The organism is Spiroplasma phoeniceum P40 (assembly GCF_003339775.1).
Taxonomy (GTDB): domain Bacteria; phylum Bacillota_I; class Bacilli_A; order Mycoplasmatales; family Mycoplasmataceae; genus Spiroplasma; species Spiroplasma phoeniceum.
The window spans coordinates 1,425,648-1,443,368 of record NZ_CP031088.1; the positions used below are offsets into that span (position 1 = coordinate 1,425,648).

General features: G+C 27.1%; 20 protein-coding genes, 1 tRNA gene and 1 pseudogene. 5 read left to right on the plus strand and 17 right to left on the minus strand.

The features are described 5' to 3' along the window. Positions 1–56: 56 nt before the first annotated feature. From SDAV_RS08685 to SDAV_RS08715, 8 genes and pseudogenes are all read right to left on the minus strand, one after another. A complete protein-coding gene (locus SDAV_RS08685; protein ID WP_114565297.1) occupies positions 57–1,247 on the minus strand; it encodes an acetate kinase in 1,191 nt (396 codons plus the stop codon). 18 nt (positions 1,248–1,265) lie between these two features. Beyond that, a complete protein-coding gene (gene pta, locus SDAV_RS08690) occupies positions 1,266–2,243 on the minus strand; it encodes a phosphate acetyltransferase (protein WP_114565298.1) in 978 nt (325 codons plus the stop codon). A 103-nt stretch (positions 2,244–2,346) separates the two neighbouring features. Beyond that, positions 2,347–3,000: pseudogene (locus SDAV_RS14145) on the minus strand (copper homeostasis protein CutC). Then, positions 3,001–5,331, minus strand: coding sequence for a DNA polymerase III subunit alpha (gene dnaE / locus SDAV_RS08700; RefSeq protein WP_245938354.1), 2,331 nt, complete (start codon positions 5,329–5,331; stop codon positions 3,001–3,003). After that, positions 5,232–6,047 carry a PHP domain-containing protein gene (locus SDAV_RS13500; RefSeq protein ID WP_245938355.1) on the minus strand — a complete coding sequence of 272 codons (816 nt, stop codon included), beginning with the start codon at positions 6,045–6,047 and terminating at the stop codon, positions 5,232–5,234. The genes dnaE and SDAV_RS13500 overlap by 100 nt, the downstream gene beginning before the upstream one ends. A gap of 64 nt (positions 6,048–6,111) precedes the next feature. After that, positions 6,112–6,462, minus strand: a complete 351-nt coding sequence (locus SDAV_RS08705) for a hypothetical protein (RefSeq protein ID WP_114565299.1) — start codon at positions 6,460–6,462, stop codon at positions 6,112–6,114. Beyond that, positions 6,446–7,645 carry a tRNA uracil 4-sulfurtransferase ThiI gene (thiI, locus tag SDAV_RS08710; protein ID WP_114565598.1) on the minus strand — a complete coding sequence of 400 codons (1,200 nt, stop codon included), beginning with the start codon at positions 7,643–7,645 and terminating at the stop codon, positions 6,446–6,448. The genes SDAV_RS08705 and thiI overlap by 17 nt, the downstream gene beginning before the upstream one ends. Positions 7,646–7,660: 15 nt before the next feature. Continuing rightward, complete coding sequence (locus SDAV_RS08715) at positions 7,661–9,376, minus strand: septation ring formation regulator EzrA (RefSeq protein ID WP_245938356.1); 1,716 nt, start codon at positions 9,374–9,376, stop codon at positions 7,661–7,663. A 292-nt stretch (positions 9,377–9,668) separates the two neighbouring features. Between SDAV_RS08715 and rpsD the strand changes: the two genes are divergently transcribed. Then, positions 9,669–10,283 (plus strand): 30S ribosomal protein S4, encoded by a 615-nt coding sequence (rpsD, locus tag SDAV_RS08720; RefSeq protein WP_114565301.1) that lies wholly within the window; start codon positions 9,669–9,671, stop codon positions 10,281–10,283. 47 nt (positions 10,284–10,330) lie between these two features. Here the strand turns inward: rpsD and SDAV_RS08725 are convergent, their stop codons facing one another. The 3 genes from SDAV_RS08725 to SDAV_RS08735 all read right to left on the minus strand — a co-directional run bounded on the left by SDAV_RS08725 (position 10,331) and on the right by SDAV_RS08735 (position 11,837). Beyond that, the gene (locus SDAV_RS08725) at positions 10,331–10,927 is read right to left on the minus strand and encodes a hypothetical protein (protein WP_114565302.1); all 597 of its coding nucleotides are present in this window, start codon (positions 10,925–10,927) and stop codon (positions 10,331–10,333) included. A gap of 225 nt (positions 10,928–11,152) precedes the next feature. Continuing rightward, positions 11,153–11,548, minus strand: coding sequence for a 6-phosphogluconolactonase (locus tag SDAV_RS08730; RefSeq protein WP_334199358.1), 396 nt, complete (start codon positions 11,546–11,548; stop codon positions 11,153–11,155). A gap of 25 nt (positions 11,549–11,573) precedes the next feature. Beyond that, the gene (locus SDAV_RS08735) at positions 11,574–11,837 is read right to left on the minus strand and encodes a hypothetical protein (RefSeq protein WP_114565303.1); all 264 of its coding nucleotides are present in this window, start codon (positions 11,835–11,837) and stop codon (positions 11,574–11,576) included. Positions 11,838–12,068: 231 nt separating this feature from the next. Here SDAV_RS08735 and SDAV_RS08740 point away from each other — a divergent pair, with 231 nt between their 5' ends. The 4 genes from SDAV_RS08740 to SDAV_RS08755 all read left to right on the plus strand — a co-directional run bounded on the left by SDAV_RS08740 (position 12,069) and on the right by SDAV_RS08755 (position 14,677). Then, positions 12,069–12,641, plus strand: a complete 573-nt coding sequence (locus tag SDAV_RS08740; protein WP_114565304.1) for a hypothetical protein — start codon at positions 12,069–12,071, stop codon at positions 12,639–12,641. A gap of 33 nt (positions 12,642–12,674) precedes the next feature. Beyond that, entirely contained in the window at positions 12,675–13,598 is a 924-nt protein-coding gene (locus tag SDAV_RS08745) for a hypothetical protein (protein WP_114565305.1), read from the plus strand. A 26-nt stretch (positions 13,599–13,624) separates the two neighbouring features. Continuing rightward, positions 13,625–13,804 carry a hypothetical protein gene (locus tag SDAV_RS08750; RefSeq protein WP_114565306.1) on the plus strand — a complete coding sequence of 60 codons (180 nt, stop codon included), beginning with the start codon at positions 13,625–13,627 and terminating at the stop codon, positions 13,802–13,804. Between the two features lie 351 nt (positions 13,805–14,155). Beyond that, positions 14,156–14,677, plus strand: a complete 522-nt coding sequence (locus SDAV_RS08755; protein WP_114565307.1) for a lipoprotein — start codon at positions 14,156–14,158, stop codon at positions 14,675–14,677. Between the two features lie 28 nt (positions 14,678–14,705). Here SDAV_RS08755 and SDAV_RS08760 read toward each other — a convergent pair whose 3' ends face one another. From SDAV_RS08760 to SDAV_RS08780, 6 genes are all read right to left on the minus strand, one after another. Beyond that, positions 14,706–15,254 (minus strand): hypothetical protein, encoded by a 549-nt coding sequence (locus tag SDAV_RS08760; RefSeq protein WP_114565308.1) that lies wholly within the window; start codon positions 15,252–15,254, stop codon positions 14,706–14,708. Further along, entirely contained in the window at positions 15,196–15,540 is a 345-nt protein-coding gene (locus SDAV_RS08765; protein ID WP_114565309.1) for a DUF3688 family protein, read from the minus strand. The genes SDAV_RS08760 and SDAV_RS08765 overlap by 59 nt, the downstream gene beginning before the upstream one ends. A gap of 127 nt (positions 15,541–15,667) precedes the next feature. Beyond that, a complete protein-coding gene (locus tag SDAV_RS13505) occupies positions 15,668–15,970 on the minus strand; it encodes an amidohydrolase family protein (RefSeq protein ID WP_245938357.1) in 303 nt (100 codons plus the stop codon). 15 nt (positions 15,971–15,985) lie between these two features. Next, on the minus strand, positions 15,986–16,831 hold the full coding sequence (gene nagA, locus SDAV_RS08770) for an N-acetylglucosamine-6-phosphate deacetylase (protein ID WP_245938358.1): 846 nt from the start codon (positions 16,829–16,831) through the stop codon (positions 15,986–15,988). A 23-nt stretch (positions 16,832–16,854) separates the two neighbouring features. Next, positions 16,855–17,535, minus strand: coding sequence for a hypothetical protein (locus tag SDAV_RS08775; RefSeq protein ID WP_245938359.1), 681 nt, complete (start codon positions 17,533–17,535; stop codon positions 16,855–16,857). 108 nt (positions 17,536–17,643) lie between these two features. Next, positions 17,644–17,719: transfer RNA gene (locus tag SDAV_RS08780), tRNA-Phe, on the minus strand. Between the last annotated feature and the right edge of the window lie 2 nt (positions 17,720–17,721).

The window sequence follows — 17,721 nt, forward strand, 5'->3', positions numbered from 1 at the left end:
AGCATCTAAACCTTTTCATCGTGAAGAATTATATTTTAAATAATAACAAAATTATCTTATGAATTAATTAAATGATAAGTATCTTCACAAATCATTACTTCTTCATTTGTTCGCATTGCATAAACAAGAACATCTGCTTTTGGAGTTGAAATTAGATTTTCCGTTTCATATGACCTTTGATTTGCTGACGAAGATAATTCTAAGTTTAATAAAGTAACTTCATTAACAACTAATTGGCGCATTTCATCAGAATTTTCGCCAATTCCAGCGGTAAAAACAATTGCATCTGGTTTTGTTTTTAAATCATTAGCATAACTAACAATATATTTTGCAATTCTTTTTGCACTCATTAACAATGCTAATTTACTACGTTGATTATCCGTGCTACTTTTAAAAACATCACGTAAATCAGATGATACTCCCGAAATTCCTAATAAACCAGATTCTTTATTTAAAGTATTAGTTATTTCATCTAATGTTGCACCAATTTTATTTGCAATAAATTGGTGGATTGAAGGGTCAATATCGCCACTTCGTGTCCCCATAATTAATCCTTCTAATGGGGTTAAACCCATTGAAGTATTAAAACTTTTACCATTTTTAACTGCACAAATTGAAGCACCATTGCCTAAATGACAAATAATTGCATTAACTTCAGTAAATGGTTTTTGTAAAATTTCAGCTAATCGTTTTGTAATATAACGATAAGAAATGCCATGAAAACCATAACGACGGACTTGATAATTACTATATCATTCATAAGGAACTGAATATAAATAATTTTCTTCAGGAATTGTTGTATGAAATGAAGTATCAAATACTGCAAGATTTGGAACATCAACAATCTTACGAAAAGCTTCAATAGCAGCAATTGCTGGTGGATTATGCAGCGGAGCTAATGTTACCATTCGTTTAATTTCTGCAAATACTTCATCGTTAATAATTATTGATTGTGTAAACTTTTCACCACCATGCACAATTCGATGTCCAATTCCTTGAATATCAGTAAAATCTTGAATAATATAATGTTCTTTTAATTTAGCTATTAAAACTTTCGCTGCTGCTTTATGGTCTGGAAAATATTCTTTTGTTTGAAACTCCTGACCATTAAATTTAAGGGTAAAAATTCCATCAATGTTAATTCGTTCAGCTAATCCTTTGCAAATTACTTCATAATTTTTTGCTGAATCAACTTTATATAATTGAAATTTCATCGAACTACTACCCGCATTGATTACTAAAATCATTTTTTTTTTTTTTCCTTTCTAATCATTTGATTTATATATACATAAATATGCTGTCAATAAAACAGTATTGTAAATATCATTAATAGTAGCACCACGTGATAAATCATTAACTGGGCGGTCTAATCCAATAACAATTGGACCAATTGCTTCAAACCCCCCTAATCGTTGGGCAATTTTATATCCAATGTTTCCCGCATCCAAATTTGGAAAAACAAAAATATCAACAGGTGCTTTTAAGACTGATGACGGCGCTTTTTTATTACGAATAGCATCATCTCACGCGGTATCAAATTGAAACTCACCATCAACAGAACAATTTTTTAAATTCTTTGCTTGGACAAGTTCATAAGCAGTACGGACTTTATCAACAGAAGTCCCACGCCCTGAACCTTTTGTTGAAAAAGATAATAATGCCATGTTTGACTTTTGAAAACCAAAAAATTGACTAGCTTCATATCCTAAATAAGCAATATCTGCTAATTCCTCAGCCGTTGGATCAATATTCAAAGCACAATCAGTAAAAATATAACGTTCATTATTCCGAACCATTAAAAAAAACGATGAAACTAATTTTACACTTGGTTTTGCTTTAATAATTCGCAATGCTGGACCAATAATATCTTTTGTATCATAAGTAATTCCACCAACCATTCCATCAGCAAGACCTTTTTTAACTCATAAAATTGCTAAATAATTACATTCACGAACTAATTCTTTAGCTTCTGATAATGAAATTTTTCCTTTTCGTAATTCAACAAAATATTCTGCTAATTCTGTTTCATTTTGCTCTTCGACAACAATAACTTCCCTTTGTAATTCATCAATTGTTGTAGGAACTTCTGCTCGTGTTGCAAAAACAAGAATTGGCGTAATATTTGTACCAATTAATTGTTTCGCTACTGTTTGAATTCGTTCAGAATTTCCTTCTGGAAAAATAATTTTTATTTTGTGAGAAAAGGTATTAATTTTTTTAAATATGTTTTTTAAAATGTTCATTTTTTATTCCTTTCTGCTATTAATCATTACCAAATAATTATATTACTTTTTTTAAAGTTTTTAGAAAAAGTAGCAAATTAATTATAATTAATTAAAAATTTTCCTATTTTAATTGTTGAAGTTTTACTATATCAAGGGCAGTATTTCAAGTCCCGTCATAATGCACAGCACTGCCAAGATGAATCACATCACAATAATGACTAATTTTGCGATAATTAGTCAAATTAATACCACTACCTCCTTGAATTTGAACACCATAATTCCGAAGACTTTGTAAAGTTACTAAATTTTTCATAATTGAAGTTATCCCACCTTGGGTTAAAACTGTGCTAATTCCTAATTGAACTAATTGTTGAATAGCAGTAATTTTATCTTCAATTAAATCAAAAAGCCCTGTGAAAAGTAATTGCTAATGGATGTACTAAGGCAATTAATTTTTCCATCCGTAATAAATCAATTTAATGCGTAGGTGTTAAAATACCGACCACAATACCTTCTGCCTTTGTTGTTTTAATATAAGCAATATTTTTTTAAGTTGAAAATATTCATCAGCCGGACAATAAAAATCAGCATCACGGTGACGAACCATTGCCCGAATAGGAACTTTAATTCGTTCAGTACATTCTTGAATAACTGCATAAGATGGTGTTAACCCTCCGCGCGATAAATCAGCACATAATTCAATTCGGTCAATATTTCCAGCTTGTTCAATAATTTGGCATTCTTCGTAGTTTCTTGCAATAACTTCAATAAAAATTTATTCTTGCTCCCCACTAATAAATTTAATGCGATTAATAATCCCATTAATTTTATTATTATATGTTCCTAACTTAATATTTAATAATAAGACATTATTAGTTTTTAACAAATTATCATAATCTTTATAAATATCAGAAAAAGCAGTAATACTAATTTCGCCACTTTCATCATAACAATCTAAGAATGCCATTTTATTGTTGTTTTTATCAGTAATTACTTTTACTCGCTTCACGAGAACTAAAATATTTGTTGATCCTAAACTTAAACGCAAATTACTAATTAATGTTGTTTTATCTTGGTACCCTGCTTTTTCACGAATATATTTTAATGGATGATTCGATAAATAAAATCCTAAAAATTCATATTCTTTTTCTAGACATATAACTTCATCGTTTGGTTCAATTACTAGTTCTGGTTTTTCAGCTAATGAAAAATCAACAATTAAATTTTCATTCTCTTCTTGCGTTTTAATCAACTCAATATAAGTAAGAATCCGGTGGTAATTATTAAATAAGGTAATCCGGTTCAGCTTAAAAACATCTAATGCTCCAGAAAAACATAATGCCTCATAAGTTTTTCGATTTAAGCCTTTCTTATATAAACGAATAAACAAATCATATAAATCCATAAACATCCCATTAGTTTGATACTCTTGGGCAATTTTATTAAAAAAAGCAAAACCAATTTGTTTAATAATTAATAATGGAACACAAATTTGATTATCAATTGTATGATACTGTCGATATGGAACATTAATATTTGGTGGCACAATTGTTAAATGATTCTTTTTTGCTAAAGCAATATAATCATTTGTTTTATGTTCATCCCCAATAACATGTGTCAATAAACTAGCTAAAAACTGGGAAGGATAATTTGCTTTTAAATAGGCCATTTGATAACCTAACAATGAATATGCAACTGCATGGCTCCGATTAAACCCATAGGCAGCAAATTTATAAATTAATTCTCAAATTTCTTGTGCTATTTTTTCAACATAATGATTTTTAACAGCCTCTTCAATAAATTCAGTTTTCATTTGGCTCATAATTGATGCATCTTTTTTCCCCATTGCACGACGAAGCACATCAGCTTTAGCTATTGAAAAATTAGCAACTTTTTGAGCAATTAGCATAACTTGCTCTTGATAAACAATAATACCATAAGTTGGTGCTAAAATTTCAGCTAGACGTTCATCAATATAGGTAACTTTTGCCAAATTTTTTTTTCGTTTAATAAACAAAGGAATATTATCTTGTGGACCAGGACGATATAACGAAGACGTTGCAACAATATCTTCTAATTGGTCTGGAACCATATCAACTAAAACCTTCGTCATCCCTGGTGATTCTAATTGAAAAATCCCTTTTGTATCCCCTTGCGCTAATAATTGATAAGTTTTTTGGTCATTTAATGGTAAGGTGTCAACATCTAATTTTACTTTTGTTTCTTGGTAAATATTATCAATCACATCATGTAAAATTGTTAAATTTCGTAATCCTAATAAATCCATTTTTAGAATTCCCAATTCTTCTAAATAATTCATTGAATATTGTGTTTGATAAATTCCATTATAGCCTTCTTTAATTGGAATAATTGTTTGTAAGCGTTGTTGTGTTAAAACAACACCTGCTGCATGGGTTCCTGTTTGACGTGGTAAACCAATAATTTTTTTTAAATGCAAAAACACTTGGGGATATTTCTTCTGATAAATTTCAAAAAGAAGATTAGCATTAATTGCTTCTTCATAATGATAATTATATTCTAATTGAACTGCTTTGCTCATTTTATCTGCTTCTTCAATTGCGATATCAAAAATTCGACAAATATCTCGAATTGCCATTTTCATCCCAATTGTCTGGAAAGTAATAATATGGGCAACATGTTCACTACCATATTTTTCAAATAAATATTCAACAACCATTTCTCGTTTATCATCTTCAAAATCAATATCAATATCTGGTAAACTTTTTCGCTCTGGATTTAAAAATCGTTCAAAAAGTAAATTATAAGCAATTGGATCAATTGTTGTAATATTTAATAAATAACTGACAAGACTACCAGCAGCACTACCGCGGCCAGGACCAACAAAAATATTTTGTTGTTTTGCATAACGAACATAATCTCATACAATTAAAAAATAATCATTAAAACCCATTTTATTAATCACCGTTAATTCATAAGTTAATCGTTGCAGATATGTTGTTTTAGAACCATTAATTTTTTTTTGTTTTAAAGCTGTTTGACAAATTTCTTGTAAAAACTGTTGTGCGGTCTGACCTTCTGGGGTTGGATAACGTAATAAATTATCAAAAATAGTCCCTTTATACAAAGGAAAAACATCAATTGTCGTAATAAATGTTTTAATATTGTCAAAATATTGTTGATAAAGGGGGGGGGTGAAACTCAACCATATAAATCTTTCATCTTACTTTCTTTAAATAAAGTTTGTGTTTTAATTGTATCAACAACTTTATAAGCAGTAAAATCTTCACTTGTAAAATATTGTACTTTATTATTTCAAATAATTTGTTCATTTGCAACTAATGCTTGCAACGATTCTAACAACGATAAATTCCCATTATTAATACCTAAATATAAATCCGTTCCAACTTTTAAAATTTTTATTAGCGTTTGATATAACTCAGGTTGATAATTATCTGTTGTATAATTAATAATAATCTTAACATCTGTTGTTAAAAACTTACTAATTTCCTCTAATGTTACATTTTGCTTATGTTCAGCATTAATCATTATTAAAGATGAAATTTCAACTAAATTAAAATAACCATTTTGATTACGGGCAAATAAATTCATATTATAAGGAATATCATTCAAGAAAATAATAACATTTAAGCCAATAATTGGTTTAATTTTATTTTTTTGACAAAGCTGGTGAAATTCATAAACCCCAAACATATTATTATCACAAATTGCCAATGATGATAAATTAGTTGTCATAGCATAATTAAAATATTTATCAAAAGTAATTAAAGATGATAATAAACTATAACTTGTTCGAACATTTAAATGGGGAATTGTCATCATTGCTACCTCACTCTCCTATCATTGTAGCGAAAAAGAAAATAAAAACCACAATTGTGGCCTAATTTTATAATTTAATTGCGATAATAATGATCATAATTAAAATTAAAATCGCTAAGATCCCAAAAACTAAATAACGTCATAAACGGGCTTTTTTCTTTGGAACCATTTCTTTTAATAATTCTTTTTCTAAATCAATTGCATTTTCATTATAAAAAGAATTTTGTTCTTTCTTCATATTTATTATTTTAATATCTTTATCTTTAACATCACGAATAATTGAAAATTCTTCATCAATTAATATTGTTTCTTCTAATAAGTTTGTTCGTGATTGTTCTGCTTTTTGTAATTCAGATTCATTAACTAATTGTTTTGCTACTTCTTTCTTTTTTTGAAAAAAACTAGTTTTCTTCTTCATAAATCACATCCTTACCAACCACATATGTTGTTATATTTTTTTTAATTATAACATCAATAATTTCTGTTCACATTAAATTCTTTTCTTGAAATTCTGCTTGTTTTAAACGTGGTTTTGTAACAGGATTCTTTGGAACAAATAAACTACAACAATCTTCAAACGGTAAAATTGATGTTTGATAAGTATCAATTTGTTTTGCAATATCAATAATTTCATTTTTATCAAAACACAATAATGGCCGCAAAATCGGCAATGTAGAAACATCATTGATTGTATTAATACTTTCAATTGTTTGAGAAGCAACTTGTCCTAATGATTCTCCAGTAATAATTGCCTGACATTTTAAATCTTTAGCTAATAAATTAGCAATACGATAAAACATTCTTCGCATAATAATAATTCGATAACTAGCATCAGGAATATGCATTAATTCATGTTGTAACATTGAAAAATTAACCACATGCAATCGTTGCTGATTTTGAACAGCGTAATAATTTAATTTTTGAACTAAAGTTTTAACCTTTTGTAATGCTTCTTCTGTCGTATGTGGCGGTGTTGCAAAATGTAAATATTCAATATTCATTCCCCGTTTCATTGTTAAAAAAGCTGCAACTGGTGAATCAATTCCTCCTGATAACATTACTAATCCTCGTCCAGATATTCCAAATGGTAAACCACCAATTGTTTTAATTTTATTAACAAAAACATATGTAAATGTTCGGCGTACTTCAACATCAATTTGCAAAACTGGTTGATGAACATCAACTTTAACCTTTGTTTGTTGTAATATTTTTGGTGCTAATTGTTGCTTAATTTCCGTTGATGTCAGTGGAAAAGCCTTATCATTTCGGCGCACTTCTAATTTAAAAGTTGCTGGTTGATAATAATTTACAATATTAATTGCACAATTAGCAATCTCTGATAAATCACAAGCAACTTTTTTGGCTAATGATAACGATGAAGAACCAAAAACATTTTTAACAATGTTAACAATTTCCATACTAACCGTTGCATCTAATAGTTCAATAAATAAACGATCAAATTCTTTTTTAATTTGATATTGATTTTCATATCATGTTAATTTTGTTTTAATATTATTAACTAAAACTCTTGTAAAATTATTACGGTTTTTTCCTTTGGTTGTTAATTCTCCATAACGAATTAATATTACATCAAAATTCATTTTATAATCCATTTTCTATATTTTTCCTTGTTCTTCATTAATAATTTTTAACGCTAAAAATAATGAGCCATCATAATCACCATCGCGATAAGCAATCTGAGCATTACGTAACTGGTCATCAACATCATCATTTGGTAAAATAAATTTTTGTGCATAAACTAATGTTTCTTGTGATAATAAATCTAATAAAATATTATTTTTAATTTTTTCAAACAATTTTAAAACTTCTGTTTTCAAACAATTTAGTTTACCTGTTACTTCATCAACTTCACTAGGATTATTAACATCAAATGATATTCGTTTAATTTTTTCCAAGGATTGTCGATAATCGCTAATTGCTTTTTCATATTTTGTTAATAATTTTTTATATTGTAATTGATTTAAGCGAACTTCAGCTTGTAACAAAACCACTTCTAACAAATGAATTGTTTTTCGAATTTCAGTTTCTGCAAAATTACTTTTTTCAATAATCTTTACAACATTTTCTAATGCTTCTTGGGTTACAACAGCATTTTCTAATAAATGTACTAATTCTTGATTAAAATTAACATAATCGCGACCATTACGATTAATTTCTAAGACTAAGCGGTTGGTATCATGCATTAAATCCTTTGTTTTTCCCATTGCTTCACGATAAATGCCTTCTTCATGTGCCGTTAATGTTGATGAACTACGTAATGACTCAATTTGTCGAGAAATTGCATTAAAACTCCGTTCAATTTTATTAATATAATCCATTACAACTTGATAATATTTTTTAAAACATGAAATAATTGCTTTTTGATGTTCAATACTTTGATCAAAATCACTAATTTGATTAATAATTTCAATTGTTTTCTTGGTTGCTTTTTTATATTGCAAGTTATCAATATATTTAGAAATTAAAATTTTATTTTCATCAATCTTTTGGGTTAATTCATCAAAACTATACTTTAATAAATCACGACTACTTTCATCTTTATTGAAAAGAACATATTTATCTTTTAATAAAGAAAGTTTATTTGGAACCACTTTTGTTAACAAGGTTTTAATTTGTGGAATATTGTCTAAAATTTCAACAAAAATAGTTAAGGAAGTAGTAATATTGGATAAAATTTGTTCTGTTTTAACAAAATCACCCGCTGTTAAATAATCTTCAAATTCATCAAACATACTTTCAATATTTCGTTCAAAATCACTAATTTTTTTAGAATCTAAAGATACATTCATTTGCAATTTAACTGCATCTTCTAACAATGAATTAAACATTTTCTTATGTGCCAAAATATAATCTCGTTGTAATAATTCAATTCGCAATTGGCTGTTAATTTCATCTAATAACCGACGAGCTTCTTTTTCCAATAAAGTTAATTCTTTTAACAACGGAATAATTTTTTGTACTGCTACTTTCGGCATTTTCTTGGATGTTGTTTTATTAATTTGATATAATTTACGAAATACTTCTAAACAACTTATTAATTTTTTCTCATAAATAATTTCATACTTTGTTTGTCAGATAATCAAGTCTTTTGCATAGCGATTATTATAACGAGCAATTTCAGAAATCCGAAAAATTTTATGTTTTAACGGTAATCGTTTTAAAATATCAAATTTTTGTAAAACTTTAATTTCAATTGTTTTTAAATAACGCTTTTGTCCTCACAATACTAATGTTATTATTAATAGTAACAAGCAGGCAAAAAATAAAATTAATAATGTTAATTTAATTGGATTATTAATAATATTTTCCATTTTGCCTAGACCCCCAATCATTACTATATATCAATTGAATTATAGCACTTGCAAAAGATATTACATTAAAAATTAGAAAAAAATATTGAATTATCCTTGATTTTATTATACAATATTCCATAGACAACACAGAGAAGCAGCAGAATTGCATAGTAATGTTCTTAGTTTTTTATTAATTAAGATTTAATGTTAAAGTAACCCTAGCTGTTAGGGCGAAGCAAAAAACTTCCTTTATTAGAGCAATTCAATGAATCTTTTTGTATGTCATAATGATATATAGGAGGTTTTTTTAATGGCACGTTATCGTGGAAGTATATTTAAAAAAGCAAGAAGATATGGTTTTAGTATCTTAGAAAACGACAAAGAGTTTTCAAAAGGGGGGAAAAGAACAACACCACCTGGTCAACATGGACAACGTCGTTCAAAATTATCAAACTATGGATTACAATTACATGAAAAACAAAAAGTTTGTTATATGTATGGTTTAACAGAACGTCAATTCCGTAACACTTACAGTAAATCAAAAAAAATGAAAGGGATTGCCGGAACAAACTTCTTAATTATGTTAGAATCACGTTTAGATAACATTGTACATCGTATGGGACTATCACAAACAAGAGCAGGAGCTCGTCAATTAGTAAATCACGCTCATATTCTTGTTAATGGGAAGAAAGTTGATATTCCATCGTATAATTGTAAACCTGGTGATGTGATTAGTGTAAAAGAAAGTTCACAAAAAAATGTTAAGATTTTAGAAAGTTTAGATAGTCAAGTTAGTACATTAGAATTTGTTAAATTTGATAAAACTAAAATGACAGGAACATATGTTCGTTTCCCTATTCGTGAAGAACTAAATAGTAATATTAATGAAGCACTAATTGTTGAATGATACAACCGTTTAGTTTAAAAAACATCTCTTTTGAGATGTTTTTTAATTTATTAAAGTTTTACATATTAGCTTGTTACTCCTAGTTTTTTCAATCTTTTATAGATTTGTTTATTTTTATCATTACTTCACAAACCATATTTAGTATTAAAAGATTTTAGTAAAGCATAATCAAAATTAAGATTTACTAGTTGTTTGATGCATTTAAAATAATCATTTTTAAGTGGCAAAATAATTTCTGTCACTTTTTGTTTTCAAGCTTGTTTATAAACAATTCCACTATAAATATCATTTAATTCAGGAACAATATAATTATAGATTCCGACTACCCCACAGGTTTCACCCGGATTTTGAACTGGATTTGGATATTCAACAATTTTAATATGTAAAACTAAATGTTCTAATAAATTGCAATAGACTAAATGATCAGCTTTTTGATAATCAAATGGATTTTTCTTTGCATATGTCGGAGTTGATAACATAATTGCTTTATCTTCATCAATATGATGAATATATAAGCCTTCATTTCCCCGCGGGATTCCACTTGTCTTTTTAGTACAACCAAAATCAGAAAAGTAATCTTTTGCAACTGGCCCATATTTTTTTAATAAATAATTAACTCATTCAGCATATGACTGTGATAATAATTGTTCAATTTCAGTCATAGAGCATACCCCCAATCTTAAAATTAAGAACGTGTTTTAATTATTATCTAGTTAGTAAATAGTACTTAAATTGTATCACTCAAAAAAAGTTTTAATAAAAAACTCTTTTTAATAATTACTAGGTCCAATTTTTCTCACTGATATTGTTATACTTTTTCTAAAAAAGTATTTCTTTGAACAAAAAAGGTTTTTGTTAAAATTATTAAATTTTCTTTCAATTTATTTTTAACTAAGATTAATTCCTCGTGTTTGTAACAATCCAGCCGCTGCTTTATCAACTACAACAGTAACATCTTGATGCATTTGCGAACCTGTACAAGGTCATAAGTTACTAATTTCACCTTCAACTAGTTGCTTAACCGCGTGTGCTTTATTTGTACCATTAGCAATTAAAATAATTTTTTTTGCATTTAAAATTGATTTAATGCCCATTGACACTGCTTGCTGGGGAAAATCACCTGGTGAAGTAAAAAAACGAGCATTAGCTTCAATTGTTGAAGGAACTAAATCAACAACACCTGTTAAAGAATTAAAATCTGCTGGTGGTTCATTAAAACCAACATGCCCATTAGCACCAAGACCTAATAATTGTAAGTCAATTCCCCCTGCTTTTGCAATTAAATTATCATATTCTTGGTAGTATTCATTATATTATTTTTCTTGTTTTAGTTGATTTTTCTTCATCAATACCAATATGCATAGTTGAAAAAAATATTTTCTTTTCAACTCTTTTTTTATTTTCTCACATAGGAACAAAAGCACAGTCAATTTGAATATATAAAAAATTATTTATAATTTTAATTTTATTGTTATTTTTGTTGCTAATATAGTCAACTTTTTCTAAATCAGCTTTTTTAAAAATATTAGATATTGTTCTTTCATTAATGTTAGCATTTTCTGTTGTATGCAAAACATCTTTATATCTTTTTCCATCGCCTATAAAAGAAATATATTTATCTTTTAAATTTTTGTCTCGATTGTTTTATTTTCTTTATAATTTACTAACAAATTTTGTTTTAACTCCATCTTATTATTTCCCTATCTTTAAAAAATATTTTTAATATGATATTAATAATACTTAATTTGATATTTGATAATAATTATTATTTTATAATAATTTGAAAGCGAGGATATCTAAAAAATGCAAGATTTTACTAAAATTAATAACAAAAAACGAATTACTAGTTATGAACATTTAAATAAAAAATATGATTTAAATTTTAGTGACTATAATTTTGGTTTTGACTGAGAAATATTTAAAGACTTTGTTGGGGATAGTTATGCCCGTTATTTTACTTCACCAAGTTTTTTTAAGTTTGTTTCTGCTGGTCGTGGTACTAATAAAACATTAAATCATATAGCAGAAAAATTATTTTATGCTTGTAATTTTACTGATGCTTCATCTAATATTTTACGAAGATATGCTAATACACATGAGGACACTACTTTTGGAGATAAAATTAACGTATGTAATTATTTATATGATAAATATGGTATTGATTTAGGACCTGACAATGAAAATGAGATTATTTGACCTAAAAATGTTAAAGAAGGTGGAGAAATTGTTTTTCCTAGTGTTGTTCGTATTGCTTTTGCTGGTTATGCCAATGGTAGTAAAATTATGGGTAAAGTTGGTAAAGGTAGCGGGATTATAACAGCGTGAACTGATGAAATGATACATGCCGAAGAAAAAGAAATCTTAACTGATAAATAATTAGATAAAAGATATAATAATTTAAGAGTTTCAATGTTTCGTTCTAAAAGTTTAAAAGTATCTTATGAAAAATACACCGATGAAAATAATAATGAACAATATAATTTAGACAATCCTATTCCTATAAAAGAATTATCTTGGACATTTAAAGAATGAGATAGTATAACAAAACAATACACAACAATAACAACATATTTTCATAAAACATATTCTAATCAATTTACTTTTAATCCTTTTGATAAATACCACGTATTTTATAAAAAATTTGTAACCCCATATTTACCTTTAAATGAAAGAATTAAAAATATTTTAAAAGAACATAACCAAATATACTCAGAAAATAAAAAAGCATTTAACGGTTTAGGTGTTTTTAATTTACGATTAACAATGGGAACTGTTTGAAATAAAATACCTAATATCACTAAAAAACTTGTTTTAACCAACAAAGAAGAACGACCCGATTTATTTGAACTTGAATACTACGGATTTGAATATAACGATAATGATCCCAGTATTTATGTTTTACGAAATTATCGTAAATATATTAAAGAATATAATTTAGAAGATTTTTATAATGCAAATACAAAACAGTATCAATTTGATAGTTATTCAATTGGTGTTGATTATGCTAATGGAAGCGAAGGCCATACCGCATTTTTATTTAGTGGATATAAAATTAATGAAAATAACGAGTATGATAAATATTTAATTGAAGAAAATGTTATTACACCAAAAAATGCAATGAATTTAAATGAATTAGTAGAGCATTACGGACAATGAATAATTAATACATTTGATAAATTTGATGGTTTTGAATATGCCACATTTCATTATGATATTAATGCCCACGACTTTATGCAAAAATTACAAGAAGATATTTACCCTTATTTAGGTTATAAGATTAAAATGTTTAAAGCCAAAAAAATCAAACATCACTTAATAAAGAAGCGGGAATAATTAATCGTGTAACATGAATACGAAAAATGTTTGTTCAAGGCAAGATATATGGCATATTAGATAATTTCCCATTTTTAGATAAATGTATTAGTGAATTAAGATTTAGCGATACCAAAACAAATATACCCGATAGTAAAATGTATCATGACCCATACGATGCTTTGTTTTATGGTTCTTATCCATATCGCTTTAAAATGGGATTATAGGTAATAAATTTTTGACCGAGCGGTTGATTTTATTAAATTGTTGTGATAGAATGACTTACAATTTAAAAAATTTTTGAGGTTCTTTCAAAAAAATTCGGGAACCTTTATAAAATTCTTCGCTTAACGCTTAGAATTTTTCCCAAGTACTTTGAAAAGCGCGGCAAAAGTTTTTTTAAAATTTAAGTTATTTTTAACAAAATTATAGAAAATATCCGCTAGGCCAGATTGACCCTCTGCATATAATAAATTAAATAATTTCCTTTCAAAAAATTAAATAAAAATTGAATATATATAAATTTATATATATAATTGTGGTTGTAAAAAGATTTAGCGAAAGGAAATAAAATAATAATGAAAAAGATATTAAGTCTTTTAGGAACAATCACTCTAATTGGAACAAGTACAACAAGCGTAGTGGCTTGTAATAATTCACAAGAATGTACATCAGAAGAATTAGCAAAACTAAAAGCAGAAAACAAAATAAATACAGATAATAAACAAATCAAAGATAATTTAGAATGAATAGCACCACAAGATGAACCGTTTGATACCTCTGATAATAAGTATTATTTTGTAGTATGGCGTAGTAAATTAAATTCTGATTGAAGAATAATTAAATTTAAAAATGACAAAGAAAAAAGCAAAGAAGAAACAGTAGATGTTGATGATAATTACTTTCTTATTTTGCATTGATGAGATGCTCCAAAAGTTCATTATTGAGCTTTAACAGTTAGCGGATTAAGACATCATGCAGAACATATTTGAGGAGAAAATTCAGGAATAAATTATTTTAAAGCAGTTTATCGTTGAAATTTAGATACACAAGAACCTAATTTATATATTGATACTGATGGTAATATAAAAGTTAAATAATAAAAAGTCATTTTAATAAATGACTTTTTTATATTTCTAATGTAATTAATGATAGTTTTTCATTGTTTCTATTAAATAATTCTAAATTATTAATATTAATTTGTTCTTTTTCTGTAAAAATTGTAATATCATAATTTCCATTACCCCATATCCCTGATATTTCAATTTGATTTAAATTAAATAACTTTTTATAGTCATCAAAAATTATTTTAATATTATCTACAACTAACTTTTTAGTCATACTCATTCAAACTGCATTAGAATAAAGTAATCTATATCATTGAGAAAAATGGTTTAAATAGTCTTCTATTTTGTCACTAGAAATAATTAAATTAGTTAAATATTTACCGTATTTTCCATCTGATAGTTTGATTTCAGCAGGAATAAGTGAAGGAATATTATTTGTTTCTAATTCATTTGTTATTGATAATCAATTAAAATAGTTTGTTTCTAATTGATAAACATGGTTTTCTGAAATATCTTTGTTTTTAACAATTACATTATTGTTTTTGTTGTTTTTAACAATACTTTGTTGTTTTAAATTTCCAATCGGTAATTTGCCCTGTTTGGGGGTCAATAATTGGTGTATTTGGTTCACCAACAACATTTCAACGATAAACTGCTTTAAAATAATTTATTCCTGAATTTTCTCCTCAAATATGTTCTGCATGATGTCTTAATCCGCTAACTGTTAAAGCTCAATAATGAACTTTTGGAGCATCTCATCAATGCAAAATAAGAAAGTAATTATCATCAACATCTACTGTTTCTTCTTTGCTTTTTTCTTTGTCATTTTTAAATTTAATTATTCTTCAATCAGAATTTAATTTACTACGCCATACTACAAAATAATACTTATGCATTTTGTAAACGAAGTGCAATTTATAAAAATTTGTCCAACAACTTTCCCAATTGCATTTTTATCTTCAACAATAATTAATTTAATTTTTTATTCCTCCCTATTGTTTTATAATTTATTAAAATAAATTTCTATTTTTGTGTTAAATGATGTTGTGAATAAGCAATTTCACCTTCACATAAGGTCATTAAAACTTTTAAGTCAGCATCTAACACAACTAAATCTGCTAATTTACCAACAGCGATTGAACCAGTCGTTGAATAAATTCCTAATTGTTTAGCAATATTAGTGCTAGTAACTAATGCTAAATCTTGGAATGAACAATTAGTAAACTGCTGAAAATTACGAACACAATAATCATAGGTTGCAACTGACCCCGCAATTGTAGTTGTGCCTTTAATGACAACTTGTTGTCCAGTTTTAAAAACTGGCAATGGCCCAAATTGATATTAACCATCAGGTAATCCTTTTGCAAGCATTGCATCAGTTACTAAGCAAATTCCTTTTGCTCCTTTAATTTTATAAGTTAAATTAATGATATTTGGATTAATATGAATTCCATCACTAATTAATTCACATAAAATTTCATCAAAATTTAATGCAGCAAGAACAACACCAGGCTGACGATGATCATATTTGCTCATAGCATTATATAAGTGTGTTACATGGTGGACTCCCATTGCTACTCGTTTTGCGACTAAATCATATGTTGAATTTGAATGTCCAATTGATGGTAAAATTTGATGTTCTAATAAAAACTTTGTAAAAGTACCATTTTCTTCTTCAAGCGCATATGTGACAATCCGAATGTTATTAATTGAAGCTTCTATTCATTTTTCTAACAGGTGAATGTTTGGTTCTTGTAATAATGTTTCATCATGTGCACCTTTAAAATTATGGGAAATAAAAGGTCCTTCTAAATGGGCACCAATTTGTCGTGCTTGCGGGCCCTTATTATAATTTTTCATATAATCTTGATATACCGTTAAAATTTTTGTTAAAGTATCATCACTGCCATTAATAATTGCTTGGCAATATTTGGTAATTCCTTCTTGTGGTAATGCTTGAGCAAATTTTTGAAAACTAGCAATTGTGCCTTTTTCAGTATCTTCACCATATCCACCATGCACATGACAGTCAATAAAACCAGGCATAATAATTGCTTGTTGTAAATCATAACCTCTTTGGTCAGTATGACCTGCTGTAATTTTAACAATTTTATTATCTTTAATTTCAATTCATCCATTTGAAATTACTTCTTCTTCACAAATTATTTTCGCATTTTTTAAAATCATTTTGTCTTTTTCATCTTTCTATCTTAAAATTTAAAATTTAGTGGTAGTTTTTTAAGATCAAAGGTAACTTTCTTATGCCCCAAGCAACGATAAAACAATGCTAAAATTAACATATGATTATTTTCCCGAATCAAATAAGTTTGCTTTCCAACCGTAATTTTAACACCAATATCAATAAATTCAACATTTGAAATATCTGTTAAATTAAACTGAACTACTTTCTTATTATTATTCTTATATAAACCATCAATAATAAAGCGCTTATTAGTAATTAATAAAACACCCTTACAAAAAAACTTAATATCTTTATGGGTTGTAAAAAGATGAATATTAACATCATTATTTTTAAAATGGCACTTTTCCTTTGGTTGTAAATCAAATGCCACTGGTAAAACTTTTAAGGGACGTCATAATGTAAAATTAACTTCTTCAACATTATAAATAAACTCTTGTTCACGACCAGTTAGCACTAAATCTAATTTCCGTTGATATTTATAAAACCGATGAATAAAATCTTGGGTATAAGCAAAATTTTTTAAAATTCAACGTTTAAAAATTCAATATTTAAAATTACGGAAATTCTCAGTTCCCATCTTTTTCTGATAACGGTCTAAGACAAAGCGTGGTTTATATTTAAAATTTTCTTCATTTAACGCAAACTTTCACTCTTCACGTTTTAAATAAAAAATTATATCTTTTGTCAATCTTGAAAACATTCCCATCACCTTTATTAATTATATAACAAAAATAAAAAAACTCTAAACTAATCTACGATTAATTTAGAGTCTAGGGTTATTTTTAACTAAATTCAATGGTGGTTCAGGACAGAATTGAACTGCCGACACTTTGAGCTTCAATCAAATGCTCTACCAACTGAGCTACTGAACCAC